Raw genomic sequence first — 26,029 nt, forward strand, 5'->3', positions numbered from 1 at the left:
CACCTCCAGCCCCCCGCCTGACGGCTGCCCCGTCGCGCTGGCGGGCACGCACCCCTCACCCAGGGCGTCCCCCAGAACGAAGGACAACACCATGGCGCAGAGCAGCACCGAGCGCGAGCAGCAGGCTCCCGACCCCGACGACGCGCGCAAGCCCGACAGCCCGAACGACCTTCGCAAGCCCTCGTGGGGCTACGTGCTCAAGAAGACCCTCCGCGAGTTCACCTCCGACCAGTGCACCGACCTGGCGGCGGCCCTGACCTACTACGCCGTACTGGCCATCTTCCCGGCGCTGCTCGCGATCGTGTCGGTGCTCGGCCTCTTCGGCCAGGCCGAGGCCACGACGAAGACCATGCTCGAGCTGCTCACCCAGCTCGGCGGCGGCTCGGTCGCCGAGACGCTGCGCGACCCGATCCGCGAGGTGACCATGTCGCCCGCGGCGGGGATCACCTTCGTCGTCGGCGTCGTCGGCGCCCTGTGGTCGGCCTCCGGCTACGTCGGTGCCTTCGGCCGCGCGATGAACCGGGTCTACGAGATCGACGAGGGCCGCCCGATCTGGAAGCTGCGCCCGACGAACCTCGCGATCACGGCCTTCACCGTCGTGCTCATCGTCGTCGCCGGCCTCATCCTCGTGCTGAGCGGCGACGTGGCGCAGGCCGTGGGCGACGTGATCGGCCTCGGCTCGACGGCGGTCTTCGTCTGGGGCATCGTCAAGTGGCCGGTGCTGCTCGTCATCGTCGTGGTGGTCGTCGCGGTGCTCTTCTACTTCGCGCCCAACGTGAAGCAGCCGAAGTTCCGCTGGATGAGCATGGGCTCGCTGCTCGCCATCCTCATCTGGATGATCGCCAGCGTCGGCTTCGGGTTCTACGTCAGCAACTTCTCGAACTACAACAAGACGTACGGCTCGCTCGGTGCCGTCATCGTCTTCCTGCTCTGGCTCTGGATCACGAACAACGCCCTGCTCTTCGGCGCCGAGTTCGACGCCGAGATCGAGCGCGGCCGCGAGCTCCAGGCCGGCATGGAGGCGGAGAAGGACATCCTCCTGCCGCCGCGCGACACGAAGCAGAGCGACAAGAAGAGGGCCCAGGAGGCGCAGGACGAGCTCGACGGGATGCGCCTGCGGCAGGCCGCGGCCGCGTCCATCGCCGAACAGGAGGCGCGGGAGCGTCGCGAGGGCCGCGAGCGTCCCGCGGACGACGACCGGCCCGACGCCGACGCCGACGACCTGCCCGACGGCAAGGAGCGCCGCGAGCGGCGCGACCGGAGCTGAGGCGTCGGGGCCGGCATGGCCGGTGCCCGATCTCTCGTGACCGAGGGCCTCTGAGCGACAGTTGTCGTGCAGGGGCCCTCGGTCGTCGTCCGTCCCGGGCGCCTCCCGGGCGGGTCGACCTAGCATCGACGTGACCTGGACCGACCAGGCCCGACCTGACTTGACCTGACTTGACCTGACCTGACCGCGTCACCCGAGGGGGCACCGTGCTCGAGCGCCTGGCCGGCCTGCCGTTCGGCGGGCTCGTGGCGGCGCTGTTCGCGATCGTCGTCTGCCGGGCCCAGGCGACCTACTGGTTGGCGCGGGGCGCGCGACGGGGAGCCGCCTCGACGAGGTGGGGCCGCTGGGTCGACGGGCCGGGCGTCGCGCGGGCGTCGCGGGTGCTGGCCCGGTGGGGGCCTCCCGCGGTCACGCTGAGCTTCCTGACCGTGGGGCTGCAGACCGTGATGAACGCGGCCGCGGGGGCGTCGAGGATGCGGTGGCCCGTGTACCTCGTCGCGATGCTGCCCGGGTGCGCGGCGTGGGCGCTGATCTACGCCACCGTCGGGTTCGCGGTGCTCTGGGCGGTCGTCGGCTCGGTGGCGGGGTCGCCGGCCGGTGTGGTCGTGCTGGTGCTGCTCGGGGGCGTGGCAGCGGTCGCGGTCGCGGTCGCGGTGCTCGCGGTGCGACGGCGTCGGGCCCGGGAGGGCTGATCCACTCCGGAGTGGATCAGCCCTCCCGGGCGTCACCCGGTCTGGGCGCGGCTCAGAACGAGAAGCCGAGCTCCGCCGGGTACTCCTCGCGGGCGGTGAGGCGGGTCGCCGCGTCGCGGAGGTGCGACAGCGTCAGGCCCATCGACATCGGCCCGAAGCTCACGCGCGAGACGCCGAGCTCGGCGAGGCGGGCGAGCGGCACCGACGTCGGCCCCGAGATCACGCTGATCTTCCCGTGGATCTCGTCGAGGGCGCGCTTGACGAGGTCTTCCGTGCCGAGGCCGAGCACGAAGGCGCAGTCGGCCCCCGCGTCGAGGTAGGCGTTGGCGCGGGTGACCGCGTCGTCGAAGCTGTCAGGGTCGCCGGCCAGGGCGTCGACCCGGGCGTTGACGACGATCGGCACGCCCGCGCGGTCGCCGGCGCGGCGGGCCGCGGCGACCTTCGAGACCTGGGTGTCGATGTCGTAGAGCGGGGCCTTGGCCTGGCCGATGCTGTCTTCCAGGTTGAGGCCGGCGGCGCCCTCCTCGATGAGGCGGAACACGTTGTCGAAGGTGCCCGAGGCGTCGGTCGCGTAGGCCTTCTCGAAGTCGACCGAGACGGGCAGGTCGACCGAGCGGACGATGATGCGGGCGGCGGCGAGCATCTCGTCGACGTCGAGCCCCTCGCCGTCCTCGACGCCGTGCGCCTCGGAGATCGAGTGGGAGGCGGTGGCCAGGGCCTTCACGCCCGGTGCGCCGGCCACGACGCGGGCGGTGATGCTGTCCCAGACGTTCGTGACGATCAGCGGGTCGCCCGGCACGTGCAGCGAGCGGAGGAGGTCGGCCTTCTCGGCCGTGGTGGAGATGGACATGCCCCCAGCCAAGCAGCCCCGGCTGGGCGGCACCAGCCCCCGGCCGGGCGGTCTCGCCGCCCGGCCGTGCTCACGAACCACGTCGTCGCAGGCGAACCACGCCGCGGCGTGGTTCGCGTGCGACTTCGTGGTTCGCGGCGACGACGGCGCGGCGACGACGGTCGCGCACGGAGGCGACACCCGTCGTTCACCCGCCCGTCGATCGGCCTCCCTAGGGTCATGGCGCACTGCCAGTCGATCCAGGGGAACTCCACAGATGCGTCGTCGCCTCGCCACACTGTCCGCCGCCGCCCTCGCCGCGGCCCTCGTCGCCGGGGGCGCGGTGCCGGCCCAGGCCGCGCCTCCCGTCGGCGACGTGCTCGTCACCGAGATCGCCCCCGACGGCGTCGGGGCCGACGACTTCGAGTACGTCGAGGTCGTCAACACCACCGCGTCCGACGTGGTGCTCGGCGACGGCGGCGTCTCGCTCGCCTACACGTACGTCGACTCCGACGACCGTGCCCGCGACGTGCCCCTCGTCGCTCCGGCGGGGACGGTGCTGCCCCCCGGCGTGCCGGTCGTGCTGTGGCTGAGCTACGCCTCGGGCGCCGTCGACAGCACGGCGCGCACCGTCGACGAGTTCCGGGCCGCGTGGGCAGGCACGGGAGGCGCGCCCACGTCGTACCCCGTGGTGCGCGTCACCGGGCAGGCCGGCATGGCGAACGGCGGCGGCCGCGGCGTCCGGGTCGTCGACGCCGTCGGCACGGCCGTCTCGTGGTCGTTCTACCCGACCGGCTCCGTCTCGGCGGGGACCGTCGCGCAGTTCGCGCGCTCCGCCGACGCCGCCCAGCCCGGCGCTCAGCTCGTCGGCTCGAAGGCCGCCCCGACGCCCGGCGCGGTCGACCCCGCGCAGCTCGGCGGCCCGGCCACGCCGGCCCCCGAGCCCACGCCGGCGCCCACGCCCGCTCCCGAGCCCACGCCCGGACCGACCACCCCGGCTCCCGCCCCGACGCCGCTGCCCGACCCGAGCCTCCGCGCGGCCGCCCTGCAGGTGACCGAGCTGCTGCCCGACTCCACGAACGTCGGCAGCGCCGACGGCTACGAGTTCGTCGAGCTCTACAACGGCACCGACCGCCCGATCGACTGGTCCGACTACTCGCTGCGCTACCTGTACCCGATCGACGAGGCGCAGAACTCGTCGACCGTGCTCTGGCCCTCGACGCCCCGGGCCGCGACGATCGCCCCCGGCGACACCCTCGTGCTGTGGGTCCGCAACGGGCAGAACGCTGCCCTCACGCGCGCCGACTTCAACTCCCACTTTGGCTCGTCGCTGCGCGTCGGCCAGCTGCTCGACGTCGCCTCGGCCGGCATGGCCAACGGCTCGGCCCGCGGCATGGAGGTCGTCACGAACAGCGGCGTCGCCCTCAACCGCGGGTACTACGGGCTCGTGGCGGGGCGCGACGACGTCGACCCCGACCAGGGGATCCAGTACGGGCCCGACGCCGCCGACCCGACGAAGCAGGTGCTGCTGCGCAAGGCCCCCGCGAGCCCCGGCACGGTCACCGCCGACCAGGTGCCCGCCGGCCTCGTCGTGACGCCCGTCGACACGGTCGCGCCGGTCGTCGTCGACGGCACCGCCGCCTCCGTCGACGACCCGACGCAGCCGTTCGACGTGACCTTCACCGTCACCGACGACTCCGGCGTGCTCTCGGCCCGCCTCACCGCCGAGAACGACGTCGACGCCGAGCCCGTCGTCGTCGACCTGGTCGGCACCCGGGCCGACCCCGCCGCCACCGCGGGGCCCCGTGACACCTACACCTGGTCGGTGCCGGGCGTCGACCTGTACGGCAAGAGCTGGCTGCGGTACTCGCTCGAGGTCACCGACGGCTCGAACACCACCACGACGCCCGTCCGCACCGTGACGATCGGCGGTCGTGACGACGCACCGGTGCGGCTGAACGTCGCCGAGGGCCAGGGCCTCCGGGGCACCGTGCCGATCGCCGCCGCAGGCACGGCGACGCCGCCCGACGTGGCCCTCCAGATCGACGGCGCTCCGGTCGTCGACGTCGAGCGCGCGCTCGAGCGTGAGGCGTACTTCGCCTTCGAGGCGGGCGGGGTCAACACGTACTTCCGCAACGGGGTGCTGCTCGGCAGCGAGGTGCTGACGATCTTCGACGACGGCATCTTCGAGGGCACCGAGACCATCACCACGAAGGTGCCCCTCGACGCCGTGCGCCCCGGCGAGCCCCTGACACTGAGCGTCTGGGCCGGCACCAAGGCCGCGCCCGAGATCAGCCCGGAGAACAACGACGACTTCACGATCCAGGGCCTCCGGCTCGTGCTGCCCGACGGCAGGACGCTCCGCCCCGCCGGCTACGACGACCCCGCCCGCGTGCTGCAGATGGGCGACAGCGCCGGCAAGCTCGACTCGTTCGACGCGGTCTTCACCGTGCCCGACGACGCGTTCGGCGCCCTCTCGCACGACTGGGACACCACGGGCGTCGCCGACGGCGCCCACGTCGTCACTGCCACGACGGCGGGAGGCGGCGGCTCGCTCTCGAGGACGGTCCTCGTCGACAACACCGCGCCCGCGGTCGCGACCGACGTGCAGCAGGGCGTCGAGTACCGCGGCGAGTTCCTCCTCACCGGCACGGCGACCGACACCGGCTCGGGCGTGGCGACGTTCGTGACCACGCTGGACGGTGAGGCGGTGCAGCTGCCGTTCCGCGCCTCCTCGGTCGACCTCCCCGGCGGCGAGCACCTGCTCTCGCTGACGGCGACCGACGCCGTCGGCAACGTCACCCGCACCGACGTGCCGTTCACGACGCCGGTCGAGCAGCCGTCGGGCCAGCCTGTGCTGCCGGTCGACGGCGCGGAGGTGACCGAGGGCGAGGTGGAGCTGCGAGCCCGGGTCGACGACCCGAGCGGCGACGCCCTGCGCGTCGACTTCTCGCGCGGCTGGGAGCTCGACGCGGCGAACGGCGGCGTCACGAGCCGCGTCGGCACGACCGACGTCGCGACGCAGGTCGACGGCGAGACCCCGGCCGCCGCGGCGGGCGCCCGTGCCCTCAGCGCGGCCGAGGTCGAGGCCATCGGCGGGGTGGACGGCGTCGACACCGAGATCAGCTCCGACACGGCTCTGCCTTACCAGGTCTTCGACGTGGCGGTGCCGGCCGAGGCCGGCCCGGAGCACCAGACGAGGCTGACCTGGACGGGCTCGGCCGACACCGGCGCCAAGGTGCTGATGTACGTGCGCGACGTCACGACCGGCGCCTGGGAGGAGGTCGACCGTGTGGTCACCACCGACCCCGACGACGTCGAGTTCGCCCTCACCGCCACGGTCGCCTCGGCCGGCCACGTGGCGGCGGACGGCTCGATGACGGTGCTCGTGCAGCACTCGGAGGGCTTCGCCGGGGCTCCCCGCTCGACGCGCGACACCCCGGTCACGCCCCGCAACGCCGCCGACACCCCCCGCTCGGCCTACGACTTCACGCTCGCGTGGGAGTCGGACACGCAGTACTACAACACCGATCCGGCGAACTACAAGCACCAGGTGGCGATCCACGACTACCTGCTCGAGGAGCGCGACGACCTCAACCTGCAGTACCTCTTCCACACCGGCGACATCGTCGACGACGGCACCGTGCCCGAGCAGTGGCAGCGGGCCGACGCCCAGTACGACCGGCTCGACGACGCCGGCCTGCCCTACGGCGTGCTGGCCGGCAACCACGACGTCGACCAGAAGAACGACGACTACACGTACTACTCGCAGTGGTTCGGCGAGCAGCGGTACGCGGCGAACCCCTGGTACGGCGGCGGCCACCTCGACAACCGCGGGCACTACGACCTCGTCAGCACGGGCGGCGTCGACCTGCTGGTGCTGTCGATGGGCTGGGCGCCGGGCGACGCCCAGATCGACTGGATGAACGAGGTGCTCGCGCAGTACCCCGAGCGGAAGGCGATCATCAACCTGCACGAGTACATGCTCACGACCGGCGGCCTCGGCCCCGTGCCGCAGCGCATCTACGACGAGGTCGTCGCGACGAACCCCAACGTCATGATGGTGATGTCGGGGCACTACCACGACGCCTTCACACGCTACGACCAGTTCGACGACGACGGCGACGGCGTGGCCGAGCGCACCGTGACGCAGATGCTCTTCGACTACCAGGGCCTGCCCGAGGGCGGCCTCGGCTACCTGCGCCTGATGCACTTCGACAACGTCGGTGAGCAGATCACGGTGCGCACGTACTCGCCGTCGCTCGACGACTACGACAGCGACGACCCCTCGCTCGAGCCCGTGCACCAGGAGTTCGTGGTGCCCTACGCCACGGCCGGCATCGACCCGCGCACCAAGACGCTGCGCACGAACTCCTTCACGGCCGAGGTGCAGACGCCTCAGCTGATCGGGAGCGTCGCCGACGTCGCCAGCGGCACCGAGGCCTCCCTCGCCTGGCCCGACGCACCGCTCGGCAGCCTCGGCTGGTTCGTCACGGTCACCGACCCGTACGGTGCCCAGTCGCGGTCGGGCGTGAGCACCCTCACGGTCGTCGCCGCGGCGGTCGACCCGGGCACGCCCACCGACCCGGGCACGCCGGGGGCCCCGGGCGACCCCGGCACGCCGGGCGCTCCCGAGCTGCCCACGGATCCGGGTGCGGGAGGCGCGGTGCCGGTCGCTCCCGGCGCCGGCCCCACCTCGGGCACGGGACCGCGTCCCGGCTCGGCGGCGCCCGCCGCGACGACGCCCCGCGACCGTGCGGACGACCCGCTGGCGTTCACGGGAGCCGACCCGCGACTCCTCGCGGCCGGGGGCCTCGGCGTGCTGCTGCTCGCCGCGGGAGGGCTGCTGCTCACGCTGAGACGTCGTCGCTCGGCCTGAGGCCGTGCCCGCGAACCACGAAGTCGCACGCGAACCACGCCGCGGCCTGGTTCGCGTGCGACTTCGTGGTTCGCGGCGGCACCAGCCCCCGACGCGCGGTCAGGAGGCGCGCAGCACCTCCGCGCGGACGGCCGCGACGCGGTCGGGCACCGTCGAGTCCTGCAGGCTCGTCGTGTCGCCGAGCGGCCGGCCGTCGACGATGTCGCCGAGCAGCCGGCGCATGATCTTGCCCGAGCGGGTCTTCGGCAGGTCGGGCACGACGACGACGGTCGCGGGCTTCGCGATCGGGCCGATCTGTTCGGCGACGTGCGCCCGCAGCGCGGCGGAGAGCGACCCCGAGAGCGGGGCCCAGACCTGCGGTTCGTCGGCGGAGCCGGCGTCGCGCACCGCGCCTCCCTGGGGCCGTGCCGCGGGCACGACGAACGCGGCGATCGCCTGGCCGGTGCGCTCGTCGGCGACCCCGACGACGGCGGCCTCCGCGACGAGGGGGTGGGCGACGAGCGACGACTCGACCTCGATCGTCGACAGCCGGTGGCCCGACACGTTGATGACGTCGTCGACGCGGCCGAGCACCCAGATGTCGCCGTCGGCGTCGTACTTGGCCCCGTCGCCGCTCGCGAACCAGCCCTGCTCGCGGAACTGCGTCCAGTAGCTGTCGCGGTACCGCTCGGGGTCGCCCCAGACCGTGCGGGCCAGCGACGGCGGCGCCTGCTGCACGACGAGGTAGCCGCCCGAGCCGTTCGGCACGCGCTGTCCGTGCTCGTCGACCACGGCGGTCGCGACGCCCGGCAGGGCCCGCAGCGACGACCCCGGCTTGAGCGTGTCGACGCCCGGCAGCGGAGCCATCACGGCCGCGCCGGTCTCGGACTGCCACCAGGTGTCGACGATCGGGCACTCGCCCCGGCCGAGCTGCTCGTGGAACCAGACCCACGCCTCCGGGTTGATCGCCTCGCCGACGGTGCCGAGGAGGCGCAGGGTGCCGAGGTCCCACGTGTCGGGCAGGCCGTCGGGGAACCACGACGACAGCGTCCGCACGAGCGTCGGGGCCGTGTAGTAGGTGGTCACGCCGTAGCGCTCGATGATCTCGAGGTGCCGACCGGGGTGCGGGGTGTCGGGGGTGCCCTCGTAGATCACCTGCGTGAGCCCGTTCGACAGCGGGCCGTAGATCTCGTAGGTGTGGGCGGTGACCCAGGCGAGGTCGGCCGTGCACCAGTGCACGTCGTCGGGCTTCGCGTCGAACACGGCCCAGTGGGTCCAGCTCGCGGCGGTGAGGTAGCCGCCGCTCGTGTGCACGAGGCCCTTCGGCTTCCCCGTCGTGCCGCTGGTGTACATGATGAAGAGCGGGGTCTCGGCGTCGAACGCCTCCGGCTCGTCGGTGTCGGGCTGCGCGTCGACGAGGTCGTGCCACCACAGGTCGCGGCCCTCCGTCCACGGCACGTCGGGGGTCTGGTCGCCCGTGCGCCGCACGACGAGCACGTGCTCGACCTGGTTCTCGCCGCTCACCGCGTGGTCGGCGGCGGCCTTGACCGGCACCGCGCCTCCCCGACGGAACTGCCCGTCGGTGGTCACGAGCAGCTTCGCCCCCGTGTCCTCGACGCGGAACTTCAGCGCCTCGCCCGAGAACCCGCCGAAGACGAGCGAGTGGATCGCCCCGATCCGGGCGATCGCGAGCGTGACGACGATCGTCTCGGCGATCACGGGGAGGTAGACGACGACGCGGTCGCCCTTGCCGACGCCGAGGCTGCGGAGCCCGTTCGCGGCCTTCACGACCTCGCGCTGCAGCTGCGCGTAGGTGACGTCGCGGCGGTCGCCGGGCTCGCCCTCGACGTGCAGGGCGACCTTCTCGCCGCGGCCCGCCGCGACGTGCCGATCGACGCAGTTGACGGCGACGTTGAGGCGGCCGCCGGCGAACCAGGTCGCCTCGGGCACGGTGAGGCCGCCGTCGGGCAGCTCCTCGACCGGGCGCCAGGTGTGGGCGGTGTGCCACGGGGTCTCCCAGTCGAGGCGGTGCGCCTGCTCCTCCCAGAAGGCGACCGGGTCGGCCGCGGCGCGCGCGTGCTCGGCGCTCGTCACGTTCGCCGTCGCCGCGAGGGCCGCCGGGGCGGGGAAGGTGCGTCGCTCGTCGAGCAGGTTCGAGATCGTGTCGCCGGTGGCCATGCGACGAGAGTACGGAGGCGCGGTGACCGCCACCGGGGAGCCCGTCACGTCGCGTAACGGGCCGGGCCGGCGCCCTCGTCGGGGCGGACGCCCAGCGACCTCGGAGGGTCACGGGGCGATCCCCGGGGAGGCGCGGATCGCCCTGTGGAGAACCGCCCGCGCCCCCGGGGCAGACCGCCCCGTCGGAGTTGGACCCCGTCGCGGGCGTGGCTACCGTGGGCGACCGTCCCGCTCAGGGGCACGTGGTGCGTCGGCCCGATCGGGGCGGCGCAGGCCACACGGCGCCGCTCGTCACCCCCGCTGCCCTGCGAGCGGACGCCGCCGACGGACCTGATCTGACCAGAGGCGGGCAGCGGCGGTCGCGCTCCGGCGTGCCGTGCCGGGGTGACCTCGACCGGAGCAACGACATGACACGCACGACCCGCAGCACCCGCGCCTCCCGCACCACCTCGACCTCGCCCGGCGACCCCGCCGCCGTGGCGGGCCCCGCCGCCCGCGCGCCGCGTCGCGTCGGCCGGGCCCGCGCCCTGCTCGGCGGGGCGGCCCTCGTCGCCCTGACCGGGGGCGGCGTCGGCCTCGCCGCCGCGCCCGCGAGCGCCGCCGACGTCTCGACCTGGGACGCGATCGCCGCCTGCGAGAGCGGGGGCGACTGGTCCATCGACACCGGCAACGGCTACTCGGGCGGGCTGCAGTTCAGCCCGAGCACCTGGTCCGCCTACGGAGGCTCGGGCAGCGCCGCCTCCGCCAGCAAGGGCGAGCAGATCGCCGTCGCCGAGCGCGTGCTCGCCTCCCAGGGCTGGGGCGCCTGGCCCTCCTGCTCGGCGAAGCTCGGGCTCAGCGGCACGAGCGGCGCCGCCCCGCAGGCCGCGGCACCCGCGCCCGCACCGGCACCGAGGGCCGCGGCGGCTGCGCCGTCGTCGGGCTCGTCGTCGGGTAGCAGCTCGTCGCGCCCCGCCGCCCCCGCGGTGCCCGCGGCACCGCCCGCCCCGACGATCGCGGCCGTGCCGACGAGCGGTGAGACCTACACGGTGGCGGCGGGCCAGAGCCTCGACTCCATCGCGACCGAGCGGGCGATCCCCGGCGGCTGGGTGACCCTCGCCGGCGCCAACCTCGACACGGTGCCCGACCCCGACCGCATCGAGGTGGGGCAGGTGCTGCAGCTCCCCGCCGTCTGACGCCGCGCCTCCCGCCCGGGCCCGACGAGACGACTCGTCCCGGGGCCGGGCGGCGGGGCAGGCCCCGGGAGGCGTCGCCTCGCCGAGCGAGCGAGCAGGACGGGCGGAGGCGCGGGCCCGGCCCCAGAGCCGGCCCCCGACCTAGGATGGTCCGGTGCCCGCCACCGTCGGAAGGACTCCGTGACCAAGGCCCCGACCGTCTACGACGTGGCCGCCCACGCGGGCGTGTCGATCGCGACGGTCTCGCGGGTGCTGCGGCGGCCGGACGACGTCCGCCCCGAGACCCGCACCCGCGTGCTGGAGTCCGTCCGCAGCCTCGGCTACGTGCCGAGCGGCGCCGCCCGCGGCCTCGCCGGGCGTCGGCACGGCGTGCTGGGCCTCTTCCTGCCCGGGCACGACGGCATCGACGAGCCCGAGCCCGACTGGGCTCGCGTGGTCGACCCCGGCCGGATCCCGCTCGTCGACGACTCGGCGGGCCGGGGCGCCCTCCGCGTCGACGCCCCGACGTCGTCCACCCCCAGCCCGGCGACCCTCTACTTCGACGAGGTGCTGCGCGGGGCCGAGGTCGAGTCGTGGCGCCGCGGCTTCGCCCTCATGGTCGCGGCCGGCCGCGGCTCGAGCCGCGAGGTGATGCTGAACGACATCGCCGGCCGGGTCGACGGCCTCGCCGTCCTGGCACAGACCGTGCCCGACGACCTCCTCGCGCACGTCTCGCGGCGGATCCCCGTGGTCGTGCTCGCCGACTCCCGCCCCGGCGACCAGCTCGACCACGTCAGCGTCGACAACGTCGCGGGCATGCGGGCGCTCACCGCGTTCGTGCTCGAGGCGCACCGGGCGCGTGACGTCGCCTACGTCACCGGGCCCACCGACTCGCCCGACGAGGCCGACCGCCACCGCGGCTTCGACGAGGCCGTCGCGGCCGCGCCGGAGCCCGTGGCCGTCCGCGTCGAGCGGGGCGACTTCTCGCGCGACGGGGGGCGACGGGCGGGGGAGTCGCTGCTCGCGTCGGGCGCACCGCTCCCGCGCGCGGTGGTCTGCGCCAACGACCAGACGGCGCTCGGCCTGCTCGACGTGCTCGCCGAGCACGGGGTGGCGGTGCCGGGGCAGGTGCTCGTCACCGGCTTCGACGGCATCGAGGCCGGGCGCTTCTCGACGCCGCGGCTGACGACGGTGCGCCAGCCGATGGGCGACCTCGGGCGCGTGGCGGTGCGCAGCATCGTGACCCGGCTGACCGACCCCGGCGCACCTCCGCAGCGCGTCACGCTGCCCGTCGAGGTGCTGCTCCGCGAGAGCTGCCCCGCCGTCTGAGCACCCCGCGCCGCGCCGCGGCCGCGCCGCCCCCGCCTCTACCGCCCCTGCGCCGCGCCGCTGCAGCGCCGCGCCGCCCCGCTACCGCCCCCGCGCCCCGCGCTGCCCGGTGTCGACGCCGGTCACGCTCCCGTCGTCGGGCCCGAAGACGAAGTGGTGCACTCGCGACGCCGGCACCCCGTGCGCGATGAGGGCGTTCCGCGCGATCGCCATGAACGGCACCGGCCCGCAGAGGAAGACGCGGTGCTGCGGGGTCAGGTCGACGGTGTCGAGGTCGATCGGGTCGAGGTAGACGCCCGGTCCGTCGAGCGACGCCTCCGCGAGCGCCGTGACGGCGCTGAGGCTGCCCTGGGTGTAGCTGACGCGGAGGCGACCGGCCGGCATGGCCGCGACCAGCGCCTCCAGCTCGGCGCGGTGCGCGTGCCGCTCGGGCGTGCGCTCGAAGTGCAGCACCGTCACCTGGCGCCGGGGGTCGGTGCGCACGAGGTGGTCGAGCATGCCGAGCACGGGGGTGCAGCCGATGCCGGCCGAGACGAAGACCAGGGGGGAGTCGTCGAGCTCGTCGATCGTCAGCGACCCGATCGGCGGCGAGACCGAGACGACGTCGCCGACCGCGACGTGCCGGAGCAGGTGGTTCGAGACCTCGCCGGGCGGCAGGCCGAGCTCGGGCACCCCGCCGAGCACGCGGGCGCTGACCCGCCACTGCTCGTCGGAGCCGCCGCGCAGGCTGTACTGCCGGATCTGCCGTGCCCCGTCGGGCAGCGTCACCTGGATCGACGCGAACTGCCCGGCGCGGTAGGTCGGCAGCGCCTCGCTGTCGGCCGAGACGAGGGTGAGGGCGACGACGTCCTCCGCCTCGACGCGGCGCTCGGTCACGAGGGCCTCGCGCCAGTCCTCCCCGGGCTCGAGGTCGGCCGCGCGGTAGGTGCGCTCGACCGCGGCGACGAGCTCGTCGCGGGTCTGCCGCCAGAGCGCGAGCCAGGCGTCGACCACGACGCCCGACCAGTCGTCGCCGAGGGCGGCCGCGAAGGCGTCGCGGAGGTGCCGCTCGAAGACGTCGTGCTCGTCGCGGGTGACGCCGATGGCCGCGTGCCGCTGGGCGAGGCGCGACAGGGTCTCGCGGGCGGCGACCCGCACGCCCCAGGGGCTCGGCGTCGGCGAGGCCCACGGCGCGACGGGCACGGCCGGGCCCGTCGCCGAGCCCGCCGACCCGCTGCCCACCTGCGTCCCCACCACGTCGCGGGCGATGGTGACGATCGTCAGGGCGAGCTCGCGCTGCTGCCGCCCCTGGGCCTGGTCGCCGCGGTTGAACTGGTCGCGGAGCAGGTCGGGCCGGTCGGCGAAGAGCCGGGCGTAGAAGTCGTCGGCGATCGCGGCGGCGCGCGCCTCGACGAGCGGCAGCGTGGAGCGCAGGGCGGTCAGGTGCGACGACGTGATCACGGGGGCTCCCACGGGCGATCGGCACGCCCGGTGCCCCGGCGGCCAGGAGGCGACGACCGCGGGAGGCGCGGTGCGCGTCATCCGCGCACCCACCGATCATGGCGTGGCCGGCCTGCTGTGCGCCTCCCCCTCTCTCGACCTCGAACCACCTCCCCCCGTCCCGCCTCCCCCTTCCCGCCCCGCCGAGTGGTCACGATCTGCTGCCCCGCACGCCCGGGAGCAGCAGATCGCGACCTTCGGCACCGTGCGTCCGGTCCGGGACCGACCAGTCCCGTTGCATCCGCGTCATGTATGCGCTTACACTGGCGGAGCTCACCTCGACGACGAATGAGAGACCCGTGGCGATGAAGCTCACGTCAAGACCCCGCACGCTCGTGCGCACCGCGGTCGCCGCCCTCGCGGCCACCGCGCTGCTGGCCGGCTGCAGCATCCAGATCCGCAGCCAGCCCGACCCGACGATCGGCGCCGACACGATGCTGATCAACGCCGACAAGGGCAACCCGCAGTTCGAGCGGAACTTCAACCCGTTCCTCACGAACAAGCGCACCGCCTCCACCTGGATCTACGAGCCGCTGCTCGAGATCAACCCGCTCGACGGCGAGATCACGCCGTGGCTCGCGAGCGAGACCACGCTGCCCGACGCCCGCACGGTCGACATGACGATCCGCAGCGGCGTCGAGTGGTCCGACGGCACGCCGATGACGCCGGCCGACGTGGTCTACACGTTCGACCTCATCAAGGCGGCCCCGTCGCTCGACATCAAGGGCGCCTGGCAGCACATCGACACGATCGAGACCGTGGGCGACCACGTCGTCTTCCACCTGCAGACCGACGACGTGCCCGCGATGGAGATCATCGGCCAGACGACGATCGTGCCCGAGCACCTCTGGTCGCAGGTCGACGACCCGGCGACGTTCCGCAACCCCGACCCGGTCGGCACCGGCCCCTTCACGCTCGGCAACTACTCGCCGCAGCAGTACTCGATGGACAAGAACGAGACCTACTGGCAGGCGGAGAAGATCGAGATCGGCCACCTCATCCTGCCCGCGACGAACAACCAGCTCGACACCGTCACGCGCGGCTACGACTGGTCGTACTCGTTCATCAGCGACGTCGAGGGCACCTGGGGCGCGGCCAGCCCCGACAACACCTTCTGGTTCCCGCCGGGCGGCGTGATCGGGCTCGTCCCGAACCTCACCAAGGCCCCGTTCGACGACGTCAACGTGCGCCGCGGCATCGCCCTGGCGCTCGACCGGGCCCGCATCGCCGAGACCGCGACCGAGGGCTACCTCGAGCCGGCCGGCCAGACCGGGCTGATCCTGCCGAACCAGCAGGACGACCTCGACCCGAGCATCCCGAACGGCGGCGTGATCGAGCAGGACCGCGACGCGGCCCTCGCGGCCTTCGCCGCCTCCGGCTACGCGCTGCAGGGCGACCAGCTCGTCGGCCCCGACGGGCAGCAGCTGCGCATCACGATCACCACCGCCAACGGCTACACCGACTGGCTGAGGGCCGTGCAGGAGGTGCGGCGCCAGCTGGGACTGATCGGCATCGACGTGCAGGTGCAGGCTCCCCAGCCGGCCGGCTACCAATCGGCCATCGCGAACGGCGAGTTCGACCTGGCGATGGGCGGCATGGGCAACGGCAACGTCTACCAGGCGTTCAACAACCTGCTGAACAGCGACTTCGCGACGCCGGTCGGCGAGACCACGGCCAACAACTTCGAGCGGTTCAGCGACCCCGCGGTCGACGAGCTGCTCGCGGAGTGGCGCGCGTCGACCGACCCGGCCGACCAGCAGCGGCTCAGCCACCAGCTGCAGAACGTCGTCTACGACCAGATGCCCGTGATCGGCCTGTACTACGGCGGTCTCTGGGGCCTCTTCAACGACGCCAAGTTCACCGGCTGGCCGAGCGCCGACGACCCGTACATGGCTCCCCAGAACTACGACCAGGCACCGCTGCTGATCTTCACGAAGCTGAAGCGCGTCGACCAGGAAGGCAGCGACCAGTGAGGTACGTCGCCCAGAAGCTCGGACTCTTCGTGCTCACGCTGTGGGCCGCGGTCACGCTCAACTTCATCCTGCCGAGGCTCATGCCCGGCAGCCCCACCGACGCCGCGATCGCGAAGCTCTCGCAGAACGGCCCGGTCTCCGACGCGACCCGGGCGGCCATCGAGGCCCAGCTCGGCGTCCCGACCGGTAACGTGCTGCAGCAGTACGTCGCCTACCTCGGCCAGGTCGTGCGCCTCGACTTCGGGACGAGCTACACGTTCTTCCCCGAGACGGTCGGCCACCTCGTCGGCCAGGCGCTCCCGTTCACGCTGATCCTCGTCGGCGTGTGCACGATCATCGCGTTCGTGCTCGGCACCCTGATCGGCGTCGCGGCGGCGTGGAAGCGCGGCACCTGGCTCGACTCGCTGCCCACCCTGTCGGGCAGCTTCATGAGCACCTTCCCGTACTTCTGGACGGCCCTGCTGCTGCTCTTCTTCCTCGGCTACGTGCTGCACTGGTTCCCGACCACGGGCGCCTACGGTGCGACGACGACGCCCGGGTTCACGCCGGCCTTCGTCGGCGACGCGCTGCTGCACGCCGTGCTGCCGGCGATCACGATCCTGCTGACCAGCCTCGGCGGCTGGATCCTCGGCATGCGCAACGCGATGATCTCGACGCTCGGCGACGACTACGTCACCTTCGCCGAGGCGAACGGCCTCAAGGGCCGCACCGTGGCCGTGCGCTACGCCGCCCGCAACGCGATCCTGCCCAACCTGACCGGCTTCGGCCTCGCCCTCGGCGGCGTCGTCGGCGGGTCGATCCTGGTCGAGCAGGTCTTCGGCTACCCCGGCATCGGCTACCTGCTGTTCAACGCCGTCATCGGCCAGGACTACCCGCTGATGCAGGCCCTCTTCCTGATGATCACGGTCAGCGTGCTCGTCGCCAACTTCCTCGTCGACATCTTGTACGGCGTGCTCGACCCTAGGACCCGCCGATGACCTCCACCGTGTCCGTCCACCTGCCCGAGGGCGCGCCTCCCACCGGCCCCGCCGAGCAGAAGGCGCCCAGTCGCTGGCTCACCGTCGGCCGCATGGCCGCGACCATCTGGTCGAACCCCAAGGCGAAGATCGGCGTCGTCATCTTCGGAGCGTTCGTGCTCGTCGCGGTCTTCGCCCCGCTGCTCGCCCCCTACGGCGGCAGCGAGAACGGCTTCGAGCGCAACGCCGACGCCAGCTGGGCCCACTGGATGGGCACCACGGCGGCCGGCGAGGACGTCCTCAGCCAGCTGATCCACGGCGCCCGCATCAGCGTGTTCGTCGGGGTCGTCGCCGGAGTGCTGTCGACGCTGGTCGCCGTCGCGATCGGGCTGAGCTGGGGCTACATGAAGGGCTTCGGCGGCGACGTCGTCGGGTTCATCGTGAACCTGTTCCTCGTGATCCCGGGCCTGCCCCTCATGATCGTCATCGCGGCGTACCTGCAGAACGGCGGCATCGCGGTGATCCTCGCGGTGATCGTCATCACCGGCTGGGCCTGGGGAGCGCGCGTGCTGCGCAGCCAGACCCAGTCGCTGCGCTCGCGCGACTTCGTCACCGCGGCGCGGTTCTCGGGCGAGAGCTCGGGGCGCATCGTGTTCCGCGAGATCCTGCCCAACATGACGTCGCTGATCACGGGCTCGTTCTTCGGAGCCGCGACCAGCGCGATCCTCGCCGAGGCCGGCCTCGAGTTCCTGGGGCTCGGCGACTCGTCGATCGTCAGCTGGGGAACGATCCTCTACTGGGCGCAGAACTCGAACGCCCTGCTCACCGGGCAGTGGATCCTGCTGTTCGCCCCGGGCCTCTGCATCGCACTGCTGGCGATGAGCCTGACCCTGATCAACTTCGGCGTCGACGCCGTCGGCAACCCCCGGCTCCGCGAAGGCGCGAAGCGGGAGAAGAAGGAGGCGCGCGCATGACCGTCAGGGACCTCACGAACCAGCCCACCGCCTCCGGGCCGTCCTCGGGCTCGTCCACCTCGGGCGACGTGCTCCTCGACGTCCGCGACCTCAGCGTCGTCTACGAGAGCGCCGGTGCCGAGCCGGTGCAGGCGGTCGACCACGTGTCGTTCCAGCTGCGACGCGGCGAGTTCGTCGGCCTGGTCGGCGAGTCGGGCTCGGGCAAGTCGACGCTCGGCTACGCGCTGACGCGGCTGCAGAAGCCGCCGGCCCGCACGAACGGAGGCAGCATCTGGTTCGACGGCGCCGACGTGCGCGACCTCGGCACCGAGGCCCTGCGGCAGCAGCGGCAGGGCGGCTTCGCGATGGTGCTGCAGTCGGGCATGAACGCGCTGAACCCGGTGCGGACGATCCGCGCCCACTTCGTCGACGTCTTCAAGGCCCACGGCCACGTGCCGCGCGACCGGTGGCACAGCCGGGCCGCCGAGCTGATCGCCAAGGTCGAGCTCGACCCCGGCGTGCTGGCGCGCTTCCCCGGCGAGCTGTCGGGCGGCATGCGCCAGCGCGTCTCGATCGCCCTGGCCCTCTCGCTCGAGCCGCAGCTGATGGTGTTCGACGAGCCGACCACCGCCCTCGACGTGCTCGTGCAGCACGCGGTGATGGACACGATCATCTCGCTGCAGCAGAGCGAGGGCTTCACGGCCGTGCTGATCAGCCACGACCTCGGCATCGTGCTCGAGGCGACCGAGCGCGTGCTCGTCATGCACGAGGGCCGCATCGTCGAGGACGGCACGAGCGCCGACGTGCTCGCCGCCCCGCAGCACGAGTACACGCGGATGCTGCTCTCGCACTACGCCGACCCCCGCGCCGAGACCGTCTCGCTGCCCGGCTTCGAGGACCGCTCGCTGCGCCGGGCCCGGGGCGAGCGCCGCGTCGACACGACCACGAGCGTGCCCAGCGTCAGCACACGGAGCACGAAGGTCGCCCAGAGCGCGATCGTCGTGAGCGGCGTCAGCAAGACCTACGCGCCTCCCCGCCGTGGCGACGAGCCCGTGCGGGCCGTCCGCGACGTGTCGTTCACGCTCGAGCCGGGTCGGTCGCTGGCCCTGGTCGGGCAGAGCGGCTCGGGCAAGAGCACGATCGCGAAGCTCGTCACCGGCGTCGAGGCGCCCACCAGCGGCAGCGTCACGTTCGGCGACACCGACGTGACGTCGCTGCGGGGCAGGGCGCTGCGCAGCTTCCGCAGCGACGTGCAGATGGTCTTCCAGGACCCGTACGCCGCCCTCAACCCGCTGCACACCGTCGAGTACACGCTGACGCGCCCCGTCGTGAACTTCACCGGGCTGAGGGGGCAGGAGGCGCGGAGCCGGGTCCTCGAACTGCTCGAGACGGTCGGCCTGACGCCGGTCGAGCAGTTCGCGGCGAAGCTGCCGCACCAGCTCTCCGGCGGGCAGCGGCAGCGCGTCGTCATCGCCCGGGCGCTCGCGAGCGACCCGCAGGTGATCATCGCCGACGAGCCGGTCTCGATGCTCGACGTGTCGCTGCGGGCCGGCGTGCTCGCGCTGCTCGAGGACCTCCGCGAGCAGTGGGGCGTCTCGTTGCTCTACATCACCCACGACCTGCTCAGCGCGCGGCTGATCACCGACGACGTCATGGTGCTGCACGACGGCGCCGTGGTCGAGCGCGGGAACACCGCCGAGGTGCTGCAGCGGCCGACCGACCCGTACACGATCCAGCTGCTCGACGCGGTGCCGAACCCGCGGCGGACCCACGCGGCGGCCGCGGCGGCGCGCGCGTCCTCGGGTCACGCGTCCTCGGGCCGCGCGTCCTCGGGTCGCTGACCCGCGCCTCCTGACCTCCCCTCGAAAGGAACCACCCTGTGCTGACCTTCCCCGACGGCTTCCTCTGGGGCGCCGCGACCGCCGCCCACCAGATCGAGGGCGGCAACGTCGCCTCGAACTGGTGGCAGCACGAGCACACGCCCGGCACGACGATCGTCGAGCCGAGCGGCGACGCGGCCGACAGCTACCACCGGTTCCGCGACGACATCCGGCTGCTCGCCGAGCTGGGGCTGAACAGCTACCGGTTCAGCATCGAGTGGGCGCGCATCGAGCCCGAGCGCGGGTTCGTCAGCAAGGCCCAGATCGCGCACTACCGCCGCATGGTCGAGACGTGCCACGAGTTCGGCGTCGAGCCGATCGTCACGCTGATGCACTTCACGGTGCCGCGCTGGTTCGAGCGCGACGGCTTCTGGCGGGCTCCCGACGCGGCCGACCTCTTCGCCCGCTACACCGAGCTCGCGCTGCCCGTGGTGAGCGAGGGCGTGCGGTACGTCTGCACGATCAACGAGCCGAACATCGCGGCCATGCTGGCCGGCGGCGAGGACGCCTCGAACCTCGTCGCCTACGGGCTGCCGAACCCCGACCTGCAGGTGGCCGACGCGCTGCTGGCGTCGCACAAGCGCTCGCGGGAGGTGCTCTCGCAGGTCTCCGGCCTGAAGTCGGGCTGGACGGTCGCCACCCAGGCGTTCAAGGCGGTCGACGAGCCCGGCGCGGCCGAGGCGACCCGCGAGTACGGCTACGTGCGCGACGACTGGTACAGCGAGATGGCGGCGGGCGACGACTTCGTCGGCGTGCAGGCCTACACGCAGACCTTCGTCGGGCCCGAGGGGCCGCGCCCGGTCGCCGAGGGGCTCGAGACGACGCTCACCGGCTGGGAGTTCTGGCCGCCCGCCGCCGCCGAGGGCATCCGCAGCGCGTGGGAGCTCAGCGGCCACGTGCCCGTCATGGTGACGGAGAACGGCATCGCGACCGCCGACGACGCCCGGCGCATCGCGTACACGCAGGGTGCCCTCGAGGGCGTCCACGACACCATCGAGGAGGGCGTCGAGGTGCTGGGCTACCAGCACTGGAGCGCGCTCGACAACTACGAGTGGGCCAGCGGCTTCCGCCCCACCTTCGGCCTGATCGCGTGGGACCGCGACACGTTCGAGCGCACCCCCAAGCCCAGCGCCCGCTGGTACGGCGGCATCGCACGGGCCAACGGCCTCGAGCGGAGCTCGGCCGACTGAGACCGCGGCGGCGCCTCGTGCCGGGGCGTCGCCGTGCGGCACGGAGCGGCACGGAGCGCGGGAGGCGCGGGTCGGCTGGCCCGTGCCTCCCGCGTCGTCGTCGGGGCCCGCGGCGCTGCCGTGCCGCTGGTCGCCTGCGGGGTGCTGCCGTGCGGGGTGCTGCCGTGCGAGGTGCTGCCGTGGTGGTTGCTGACGTGAACCATGTGAAATACGATGTGAGGATCGATCCGCTCCTGGAAGGCCCTCATGCCCGGCGAGAACCCGCACCCCGACCCTCTTCCCGACGTCCGACCCGACCCTCGGAAGGGCCCGCAGCCCGACCGCGCTGCCGGCACCGCGACTCCCCGGGGCCCGAGCGCCCGACGAGGCAGCCACGCCGCCCGGCGCGAGGCGCTCCGGGCCAAGGCGCGCGAGGTGCGCCTCCGCGAGCAGCGTCGTGAGCGGGGCGGGACGCTGCTCGTGCGCACCGGCGTCCTCGCCGGCGGGGTCGCGCTCGTCACCGCCGCGGCCCTGGCCCTCGTGACCGCGGTCGGCCCGGCCCCCGCGACGGCCGTGCCGGCGAACGTCGCCGACGACGGGGTGCGCGTGGGCACGGGCATGCTCGTCGAGCGCAGCACCCCGCGCCCCGCGGGGGAGGCGCCCTCGGTCGAGCCGGCCCCGGCGGCCCGCGACGTCGCCGACGTCGTGGTCTGGGTCGACTACCACTGCCCCGCCTGCAAGGAGTTCGAGCTCGAGAACGCCGCCTACCTCGAGCAGCTCGTCACGACCGGGGCCGCGACCGTCCGCGTGCACCCCGTCGCGATCACCGACGGCTCGTCGCGCGGGGCCCGCTACGCGTCGCGCGCGGCGGGGGCGGCCCTGTGCGTGGCCGACCTGTCGCCCGACCAGTTCTGGCGCGCCTCCGACACGCTCTTCCTCGCCCAGCCGGCCCCCGGCGACCGCGGCCTGACCGACGAGCAGCTCGCCGCCCTCGTCACGGGCCTCGACGGGGTCGGCGACGCCGCCGCGCTCGCCGAGTGCGTCGACGAGCGGCGCTTCGTGCCCTGGGTCGGCGCCGCCACGGCCCGGGCCTTCGCGGGGCCGCTGCCGACCGACGACCTCGAGTCGCTCCGCGGCACGCCGACCGTGCTCGTCAACGGCGAGCTGTTCGACGCGTCGCAGCAGACCTTCCCCGAGTTCGTCACCACCGTGCTGGGCGACGCCTACGCGGCCGAGCAGGTGACCCGGTGAGCGGGTCGCGCCGGGCGGCGCGGGCTGCCCGCGCCGCCCGCGCCGCCGGCGCCGCCCGTGCACCCCGCGCGCCCCGCGTCGCCCGCGCACCCCGTGCACCCCGCGCCGCCCGTGCACCCCGCGCGCCCCGGGCAGCCCGCGCGCCCCGGGTGCCGCGCACCGGTCGGGCTCCGCGTCCGCCGCGCCGCCCCTGGGCCACCGCGCTCGCCGCGGCCGCGGCCGTGCTGGTCGGCGTGCCGACCGTCGTCGCCCTCGTGGTCGCGGGGTTCGCCGCGCACCTGGTATCGACCTTCGACGACCGGGCGACGACCATCGACCGGGCGTTCCCCTCCGAGCTCGGACGGCCGCCGGTCGACGAGAGCGGCGCCCTCACCGTCCTGCTGCTCGGCACCGACTCGGCCGGCACGTCGCCGACCGACGCCGCTCCGGGCGTCGCGACCCCCGCCTCCCGCACCGACACCGTGATGCTCGTGCGCGTCCCGGCCGACCGCAGCGAGGTGGTGGTGCTCTCCGTGCTGCGCGACTCGTGGGTCGACGTGCCCGGCCACGGCTCCGCCAAGATCAACGCCGCCCACGCCTGGGGCGGGGTGCCGCTGGTCGTCGAGACGGTCGAGGCCCTGCTCGGAGTGCGGGTCGACCACGTCGCGACGGTCGGCTTCGAGGGCTTCGCCGGCATGAGCGAGGCGCTCGGCGGGGTCGACGTCGTCTCCGAGCGCTCGTTCTCGGCCGGCGGCCACGACTTCGACGCGGGCGTGAACCACCTCGCCGGCGACCGGGCGCTCGACTTCGTGCGGGCCCGGGCGCCCTTCGCCGACGCCGACCACCAGCGGGCGCGCAACCAGCAGGCCTTCGTCCGCGGGCTCGTGAGCGGGCTGCTCGACCGGGGCACGCTCAGCGACCCGGTGGCGGTGAGCGGCTTCGTCGGCGTGGCCACCGAGCACCTCGCCGTCGACCCGGGCCTGACGCCGCGGCGGCTCGTCGAGATCGGCTGGGGGCTCCGCGACCTGTCGCCGTCCGGCATCCGCACCGCGACGGTGCCGACCGCGGGCGGAGGAGTCTCCGACGACGGCCAGTCCTACGTCTCGCTCGACCCGGAGGGGGTGCGGTCGCTCGGCGACGCCCTCCGGGCCGACGAGGTCGGTGCGTGGCTCGACGGGCGGGCTGTGTCGGCGCCCTGACGTCCGGGGCCCGACCGGTGCGGGAGGACGGGCGAGGCCCCCTGCAGCTGGTGCTGCGGGGGGCCTCGTGGTGGTGCGGGTGGTGCGGTGTCGGTGCTTTGTGTTGTGGTGCCGGTGGGTCAGCTTCGGGGTGCGAAGCCGGTGAGGCGGGTCTGCTGCTGGTCGTCGGTGTCGGCGTGGGTGGTGAAGAGGATGGTCCAGGTGTAGGAGCCCATGTTGCTGCGGGTCCAGGTCCAGTCGCCGTCGTCGTTGACCTCGACGGCGGTGCCGAGGCTGAGGCCCCTGGCGTTGGTGACGGTGAGGGTGCTGCCGGGCTCGGCGGTGCCGGTGAACGTGAAGGCCTCGTTCGGGGTGTAGCCGGTGGTGGTGTCGGCGGGGCCGGTGACGACGACGGGTGCGATGGTGGAGGCGCGGGGTGCGAACCCGGCGAGGGTCGCGGCCTGCTGTCGGTCGGTCCCGGCGTCGGCGGTGAAGATCATGGTCCAGGTGTAGGAGCCCATGTTGCTGCGGGTCCAGGTCCAGTCGCCGTCGGAGTTGGTCTCGACGGCGGTGCCGAGGCTGAGGCCCTTGGCGTTGGTGACGGTGATCTCGGCGCCGGGCTCGGCGGTGCCGCCGAAGGTGAACGCGGTGTCGGGGGTGTAGCCGGTGGCGACGTCGGCGGGGGTGTCGATCGTGACGGGCGCGGTCTGGGCCTGGCGGGGTGCGAACCCGGTCAGGCGGGTCGACTGGGCGCGGTCGGTCCCGGCGTCGGTGGTGAAGTCCATGGTCCAGGTGTAGGAGCCCATGTTGCTGCGGGTCCAGGTCCAGTCGCCGTCGGAGTTGACCTCGACGGCGGTGCCGAGGCTGAGGCCCTTGGCGTTGGTGACGGTGAGGGTGCTGCCGGGCTCGGCGGTGCCGGTGAAGGTGAAGGCCTCGTTCGCGGTGTAGCCGGTGGTGACGTCGGCCGGGGTGCTGATCGTCACGGGTGCGGCCGGTGCGGGGGTCTCCTCGCCGCCGTCCTCCGCGACCACGAACGATCGGGTCGACACGATCGGGTCGAGGTTCTCCCAGTACGGGGTCTCCGTCACGGTCACGGTCTGTTCTCCCGTGGCCAGCGGCGCCGCGATCTCGGCCGTCCACGTGCCATCGGCGAGGACGGAGGTGCTCCCCAGGGACGCGGACCTCGTCAGGTCGTCTCCCGCGAGGAGGATGCGCGAGCCGGGGATGCCCTCACCGCTGAACGTCCGGGTGTCGGCCCCGACGGTCTCGCCCTCCTTCGGTGACACGACGTCGAGCGGGAAGACCTCGGGGGCGGTGTTGCCCTCCGTCTCAACGAGCGTGACGGTCGTGACGGGGGACAGCAGGCCGTCTCCGCGGACCGTGTAGAGGTCGACCACCTCGCCCGCGTGCTCGGAGTCCAGGTGGATGAACATGGCACCGTTCAAGGAGTTCGCAGACGAGCTGACGAACGTGTCGTCCACCTTCGCGATGATGCCCGGGACGAGGAACTCGTCAGGGAAATAGCTCGTCGTGGCGTAGATCGTGAACGTGTCGTCGTCGCGCTCCGCCACCTCGTGCACGAGGGGGGCCTGGAGGGGTGCGCCTGCCGGTGCCTCGAGCAGCGTCAGCGGCGTCTCGAGCGGAGGGCTCTCCACGCCGCGGCGGAGGCCGGTGAAGACGGCGGTCTCCCCCAGCAGTGCGGGGTCGACGTGGAAGATGAAGCGGCCGTGGGTGTTTCGCTCCAGTGTCTCGACCTCCTCGCCGTCGATGGTCATGCTCAGTCGACTGGCGTTGTGGGCGATCACCCGGACGGCGAGTTCGCCCGTGTTGTCGAGCTGGACGGAGCTCAGCTGTGGAGTGGCGGCCATCTCGCCGGGCAGCAGGTCCGCGACGACGGAGAACGCCGCCCCGGCACGCTGCGTCGGAGCCGACTTCCAGGTGGGAGTCTCGGTGACGGTCGTCTCGTAGCTGCCGGCGGGCAGCGCGGCCGAGGTGCAGTTCCAGTCGCCGGTGACGGCGACGCGCGTCTCGCAGAGGGTCGCCGTGCTGCGGGCGGTCTCGCCGTCGCGGGTCACGACGATCTGCGAGTTGGGGATGCCCGTGCCGGTGAAGGTCGGCGCCGGGTCCGCGACGACCGCGCCCTGCGCGGGGGAGGCGAGCTCGAGCGGGTGGGCGTCAGACGCCGTGTTGCGCTCCGTGGGGACGAGCTCGACCGGCGTCGACTCGCTGGCGTGGCCTCGGTAGTAGGCCGTCACGTCGAGGGTCTCGCCAGCACGCGAGACGGGCACCAGGAGCGAGAAGGCGCCGTTCTCGGACGGGAAGTCCCACGACATACCCGATCTGCTGGCCCACACCTCGGTCTTGGAGAAGAGGCCGGCCCCGTGCGCCACGGTGCCCTCGATCACGAGGTGGTCGTCGTCGTACTGGCTCACCGCGTGGACGACGGGCGTGCCGGGGGCTCGGTCCTCGCCCTCCGCGTGCTGCAGGTCGAGGACGAACTCGACCTCGACCCGGCCCTGTGGCGTGGACGAGATCAGCGTGGCCGGCTTGCCCAGGTCGGCGAGTTCGACCGACGTGGCGAAGCGGTCGTCCCAGACGGCGGCGCTGTAGCGGCCACCTCCCTCGACGACGATCCCGGCGAGCCGGGCGCCCGGCGCCAGGCCGGCGACCGCGAGCTCACCGTCGTCGCCTGGTTCGACGAAGGCGATGCGAGGGGCGGTGGGGGAGGCGGAGGCCGCCGGCTGCGACACGGCCGAGGCCCGGTCGGGGTCGGTCGCGGCGGCGGGGGCCGCGAGTGCCCCGGCGGGGTTGAAGGCGCCGACCGCGAGGGCCGCGAGGCCCACCGTGGTGAGGCCGGTTCTGATCGTGCTCATGTCTTCTTCCGGATGGAGGGAAAGGGAAGAC

Annotated in this window: 16 protein-coding genes; 12 read left to right on the forward strand and 4 right to left on the reverse strand. The window is 73.5% G+C overall.

Annotated elements, in window-relative coordinates:
• The first annotated feature begins 91 nt into the window (after nt 1-91).
• Nucleotides 92-1,267, forward strand: a complete 1,176-nt coding sequence (locus FHR77_RS14755; protein ID WP_208381073.1) for a YihY/virulence factor BrkB family protein — start codon at nt 92-94, stop codon at nt 1,265-1,267.
• 206 nt (nt 1,268-1,473) lie between these two features.
• Nucleotides 1,474-1,959, forward strand: coding sequence for a VTT domain-containing protein (locus FHR77_RS14760; RefSeq protein WP_167261549.1), 486 nt, complete (start codon nt 1,474-1,476; stop codon nt 1,957-1,959).
• A 52-nt stretch (nt 1,960-2,011) separates the two neighbouring features.
• On the opposite strand, the gene FHR77_RS14765 is transcribed toward FHR77_RS14760, so the two are convergent.
• The gene (locus FHR77_RS14765; protein ID WP_167261551.1) at nt 2,012-2,809 is read right to left on the reverse strand and encodes an isocitrate lyase/PEP mutase family protein; all 798 of its coding nucleotides are present in this window, start codon (nt 2,807-2,809) and stop codon (nt 2,012-2,014) included.
• Nucleotides 2,810-3,065: 256 nt separating this feature from the next.
• Between FHR77_RS14765 and FHR77_RS14770 the strand changes: the two genes are divergently transcribed.
• Entirely contained in the window at nt 3,066-7,667 is a 4,602-nt protein-coding gene (locus tag FHR77_RS14770; RefSeq protein ID WP_167261553.1) for a metallophosphoesterase, read from the forward strand.
• A 99-nt stretch (nt 7,668-7,766) separates the two neighbouring features.
• Here the strand turns inward: FHR77_RS14770 and acs are convergent, their stop codons facing one another.
• Entirely contained in the window at nt 7,767-9,824 is a 2,058-nt protein-coding gene (gene acs, locus FHR77_RS14775) for an acetate--CoA ligase (protein WP_167261555.1), read from the reverse strand.
• A gap of 407 nt (nt 9,825-10,231) precedes the next feature.
• On the opposite strand from acs, the gene FHR77_RS14780 reads away from it, so the two are divergent.
• Both FHR77_RS14780 and FHR77_RS14785 read left to right on the forward strand, forming a co-directional pair.
• Nucleotides 10,232-10,999 carry a LysM peptidoglycan-binding domain-containing protein gene (locus FHR77_RS14780; RefSeq protein WP_167261557.1) on the forward strand — a complete coding sequence of 256 codons (768 nt, stop codon included), beginning with the start codon at nt 10,232-10,234 and terminating at the stop codon, nt 10,997-10,999.
• A 180-nt stretch (nt 11,000-11,179) separates the two neighbouring features.
• The gene (locus tag FHR77_RS14785; RefSeq protein ID WP_167261559.1) at nt 11,180-12,307 is read left to right on the forward strand and encodes a substrate-binding domain-containing protein; all 1,128 of its coding nucleotides are present in this window, start codon (nt 11,180-11,182) and stop codon (nt 12,305-12,307) included.
• Nucleotides 12,308-12,388: 81 nt separating this feature from the next.
• Here FHR77_RS14785 and FHR77_RS14790 read toward each other — a convergent pair whose 3' ends face one another.
• On the reverse strand, nt 12,389-13,747 hold the full coding sequence (locus tag FHR77_RS14790; RefSeq protein WP_167261561.1) for an FAD-binding oxidoreductase: 1,359 nt from the start codon (nt 13,745-13,747) through the stop codon (nt 12,389-12,391).
• 344 nt (nt 13,748-14,091) lie between these two features.
• On the opposite strand from FHR77_RS14790, the gene FHR77_RS14795 reads away from it, so the two are divergent.
• From FHR77_RS14795 to FHR77_RS16240, 7 genes are all read left to right on the forward strand, one after another.
• On the forward strand, nt 14,092-15,759 hold the full coding sequence (locus FHR77_RS14795) for an ABC transporter substrate-binding protein (RefSeq protein WP_167261678.1): 1,668 nt from the start codon (nt 14,092-14,094) through the stop codon (nt 15,757-15,759).
• Nucleotides 15,756-16,736 (forward strand): ABC transporter permease subunit, encoded by a 981-nt coding sequence (locus tag FHR77_RS14800; protein ID WP_167261562.1) that lies wholly within the window; start codon nt 15,756-15,758, stop codon nt 16,734-16,736. Before FHR77_RS14795 ends, FHR77_RS14800 begins: the two co-directional genes overlap by 4 nt.
• On the forward strand, nt 16,733-17,689 hold the full coding sequence (locus tag FHR77_RS14805; RefSeq protein WP_167261563.1) for an ABC transporter permease: 957 nt from the start codon (nt 16,733-16,735) through the stop codon (nt 17,687-17,689). The genes FHR77_RS14800 and FHR77_RS14805 overlap by 4 nt, the downstream gene beginning before the upstream one ends.
• Nucleotides 17,686-19,509, forward strand: a complete 1,824-nt coding sequence (locus FHR77_RS14810) for an ABC transporter ATP-binding protein (RefSeq protein ID WP_167261565.1) — start codon at nt 17,686-17,688, stop codon at nt 19,507-19,509. Before FHR77_RS14805 ends, FHR77_RS14810 begins: the two co-directional genes overlap by 4 nt.
• 38 nt (nt 19,510-19,547) lie before the next feature.
• Entirely contained in the window at nt 19,548-20,738 is a 1,191-nt protein-coding gene (locus FHR77_RS14815) for a family 1 glycosylhydrolase (protein WP_167261567.1), read from the forward strand.
• A gap of 246 nt (nt 20,739-20,984) precedes the next feature.
• Nucleotides 20,985-21,968 carry a DsbA family protein gene (locus tag FHR77_RS14820; protein WP_167261569.1) on the forward strand — a complete coding sequence of 328 codons (984 nt, stop codon included), beginning with the start codon at nt 20,985-20,987 and terminating at the stop codon, nt 21,966-21,968.
• Nucleotides 21,965-23,146, forward strand: coding sequence for an LCP family glycopolymer transferase (locus FHR77_RS16240; protein ID WP_167261571.1), 1,182 nt, complete (start codon nt 21,965-21,967; stop codon nt 23,144-23,146). The genes FHR77_RS14820 and FHR77_RS16240 overlap by 4 nt, the downstream gene beginning before the upstream one ends.
• Nucleotides 23,147-23,265: 119 nt before the next feature.
• Here FHR77_RS16240 and FHR77_RS14830 read toward each other — a convergent pair whose 3' ends face one another.
• The gene (locus FHR77_RS14830) at nt 23,266-25,998 is read right to left on the reverse strand and encodes a hypothetical protein (RefSeq protein ID WP_167261573.1); all 2,733 of its coding nucleotides are present in this window, start codon (nt 25,996-25,998) and stop codon (nt 23,266-23,268) included.
• Nucleotides 25,999-26,029: the final 31 nt, after the last annotated feature.

This window comes from Frigoribacterium endophyticum (assembly GCF_011759585.1).
GTDB classification, from domain to species: domain Bacteria; phylum Actinomycetota; class Actinomycetes; order Actinomycetales; family Microbacteriaceae; genus Frigoribacterium; species Frigoribacterium endophyticum.

Bases quoted from the DNA above. Each gene is read 5' to 3' on its own strand.
- FHR77_RS14810 (WP_167261565.1), top strand. From the start codon at position 17,686: ATGACCGTCAGGGACCTCACGAACCAGCCCACCGCCTCCGGGCCGTCC.
- FHR77_RS14765 (WP_167261551.1), bottom strand. From the start codon at position 2,809: ATGTCCATCTCCACCACGGCCGAGAAGGCCGACCTCCTCCGCTCGCTG.
- FHR77_RS14805 (WP_167261563.1), top strand. From the start codon at position 16,733: ATGACCTCCACCGTGTCCGTCCACCTGCCCGAGGGCGCGCCTCCCACC.
- FHR77_RS14795 (WP_167261678.1), top strand. From the start codon at position 14,092: ATGAAGCTCACGTCAAGACCCCGCACGCTCGTGCGCACCGCGGTCGCC.
- FHR77_RS14830 (WP_167261573.1), bottom strand. From the start codon at position 25,998: ATGAGCACGATCAGAACCGGCCTCACCACGGTGGGCCTCGCGGCCCTC.
- FHR77_RS14755 (WP_208381073.1), top strand. From the start codon at position 92: ATGGCGCAGAGCAGCACCGAGCGCGAGCAGCAGGCTCCCGACCCCGAC.
- FHR77_RS14820 (WP_167261569.1), top strand. From the start codon at position 20,985: ATGCCCGGCGAGAACCCGCACCCCGACCCTCTTCCCGACGTCCGACCC.
- FHR77_RS14780 (WP_167261557.1), top strand. From the start codon at position 10,232: ATGACACGCACGACCCGCAGCACCCGCGCCTCCCGCACCACCTCGACC.
- acs (WP_167261555.1), bottom strand. From the start codon at position 9,824: ATGGCCACCGGCGACACGATCTCGAACCTGCTCGACGAGCGACGCACC.
- FHR77_RS14770 (WP_167261553.1), top strand. From the start codon at position 3,066: ATGCGTCGTCGCCTCGCCACACTGTCCGCCGCCGCCCTCGCCGCGGCC.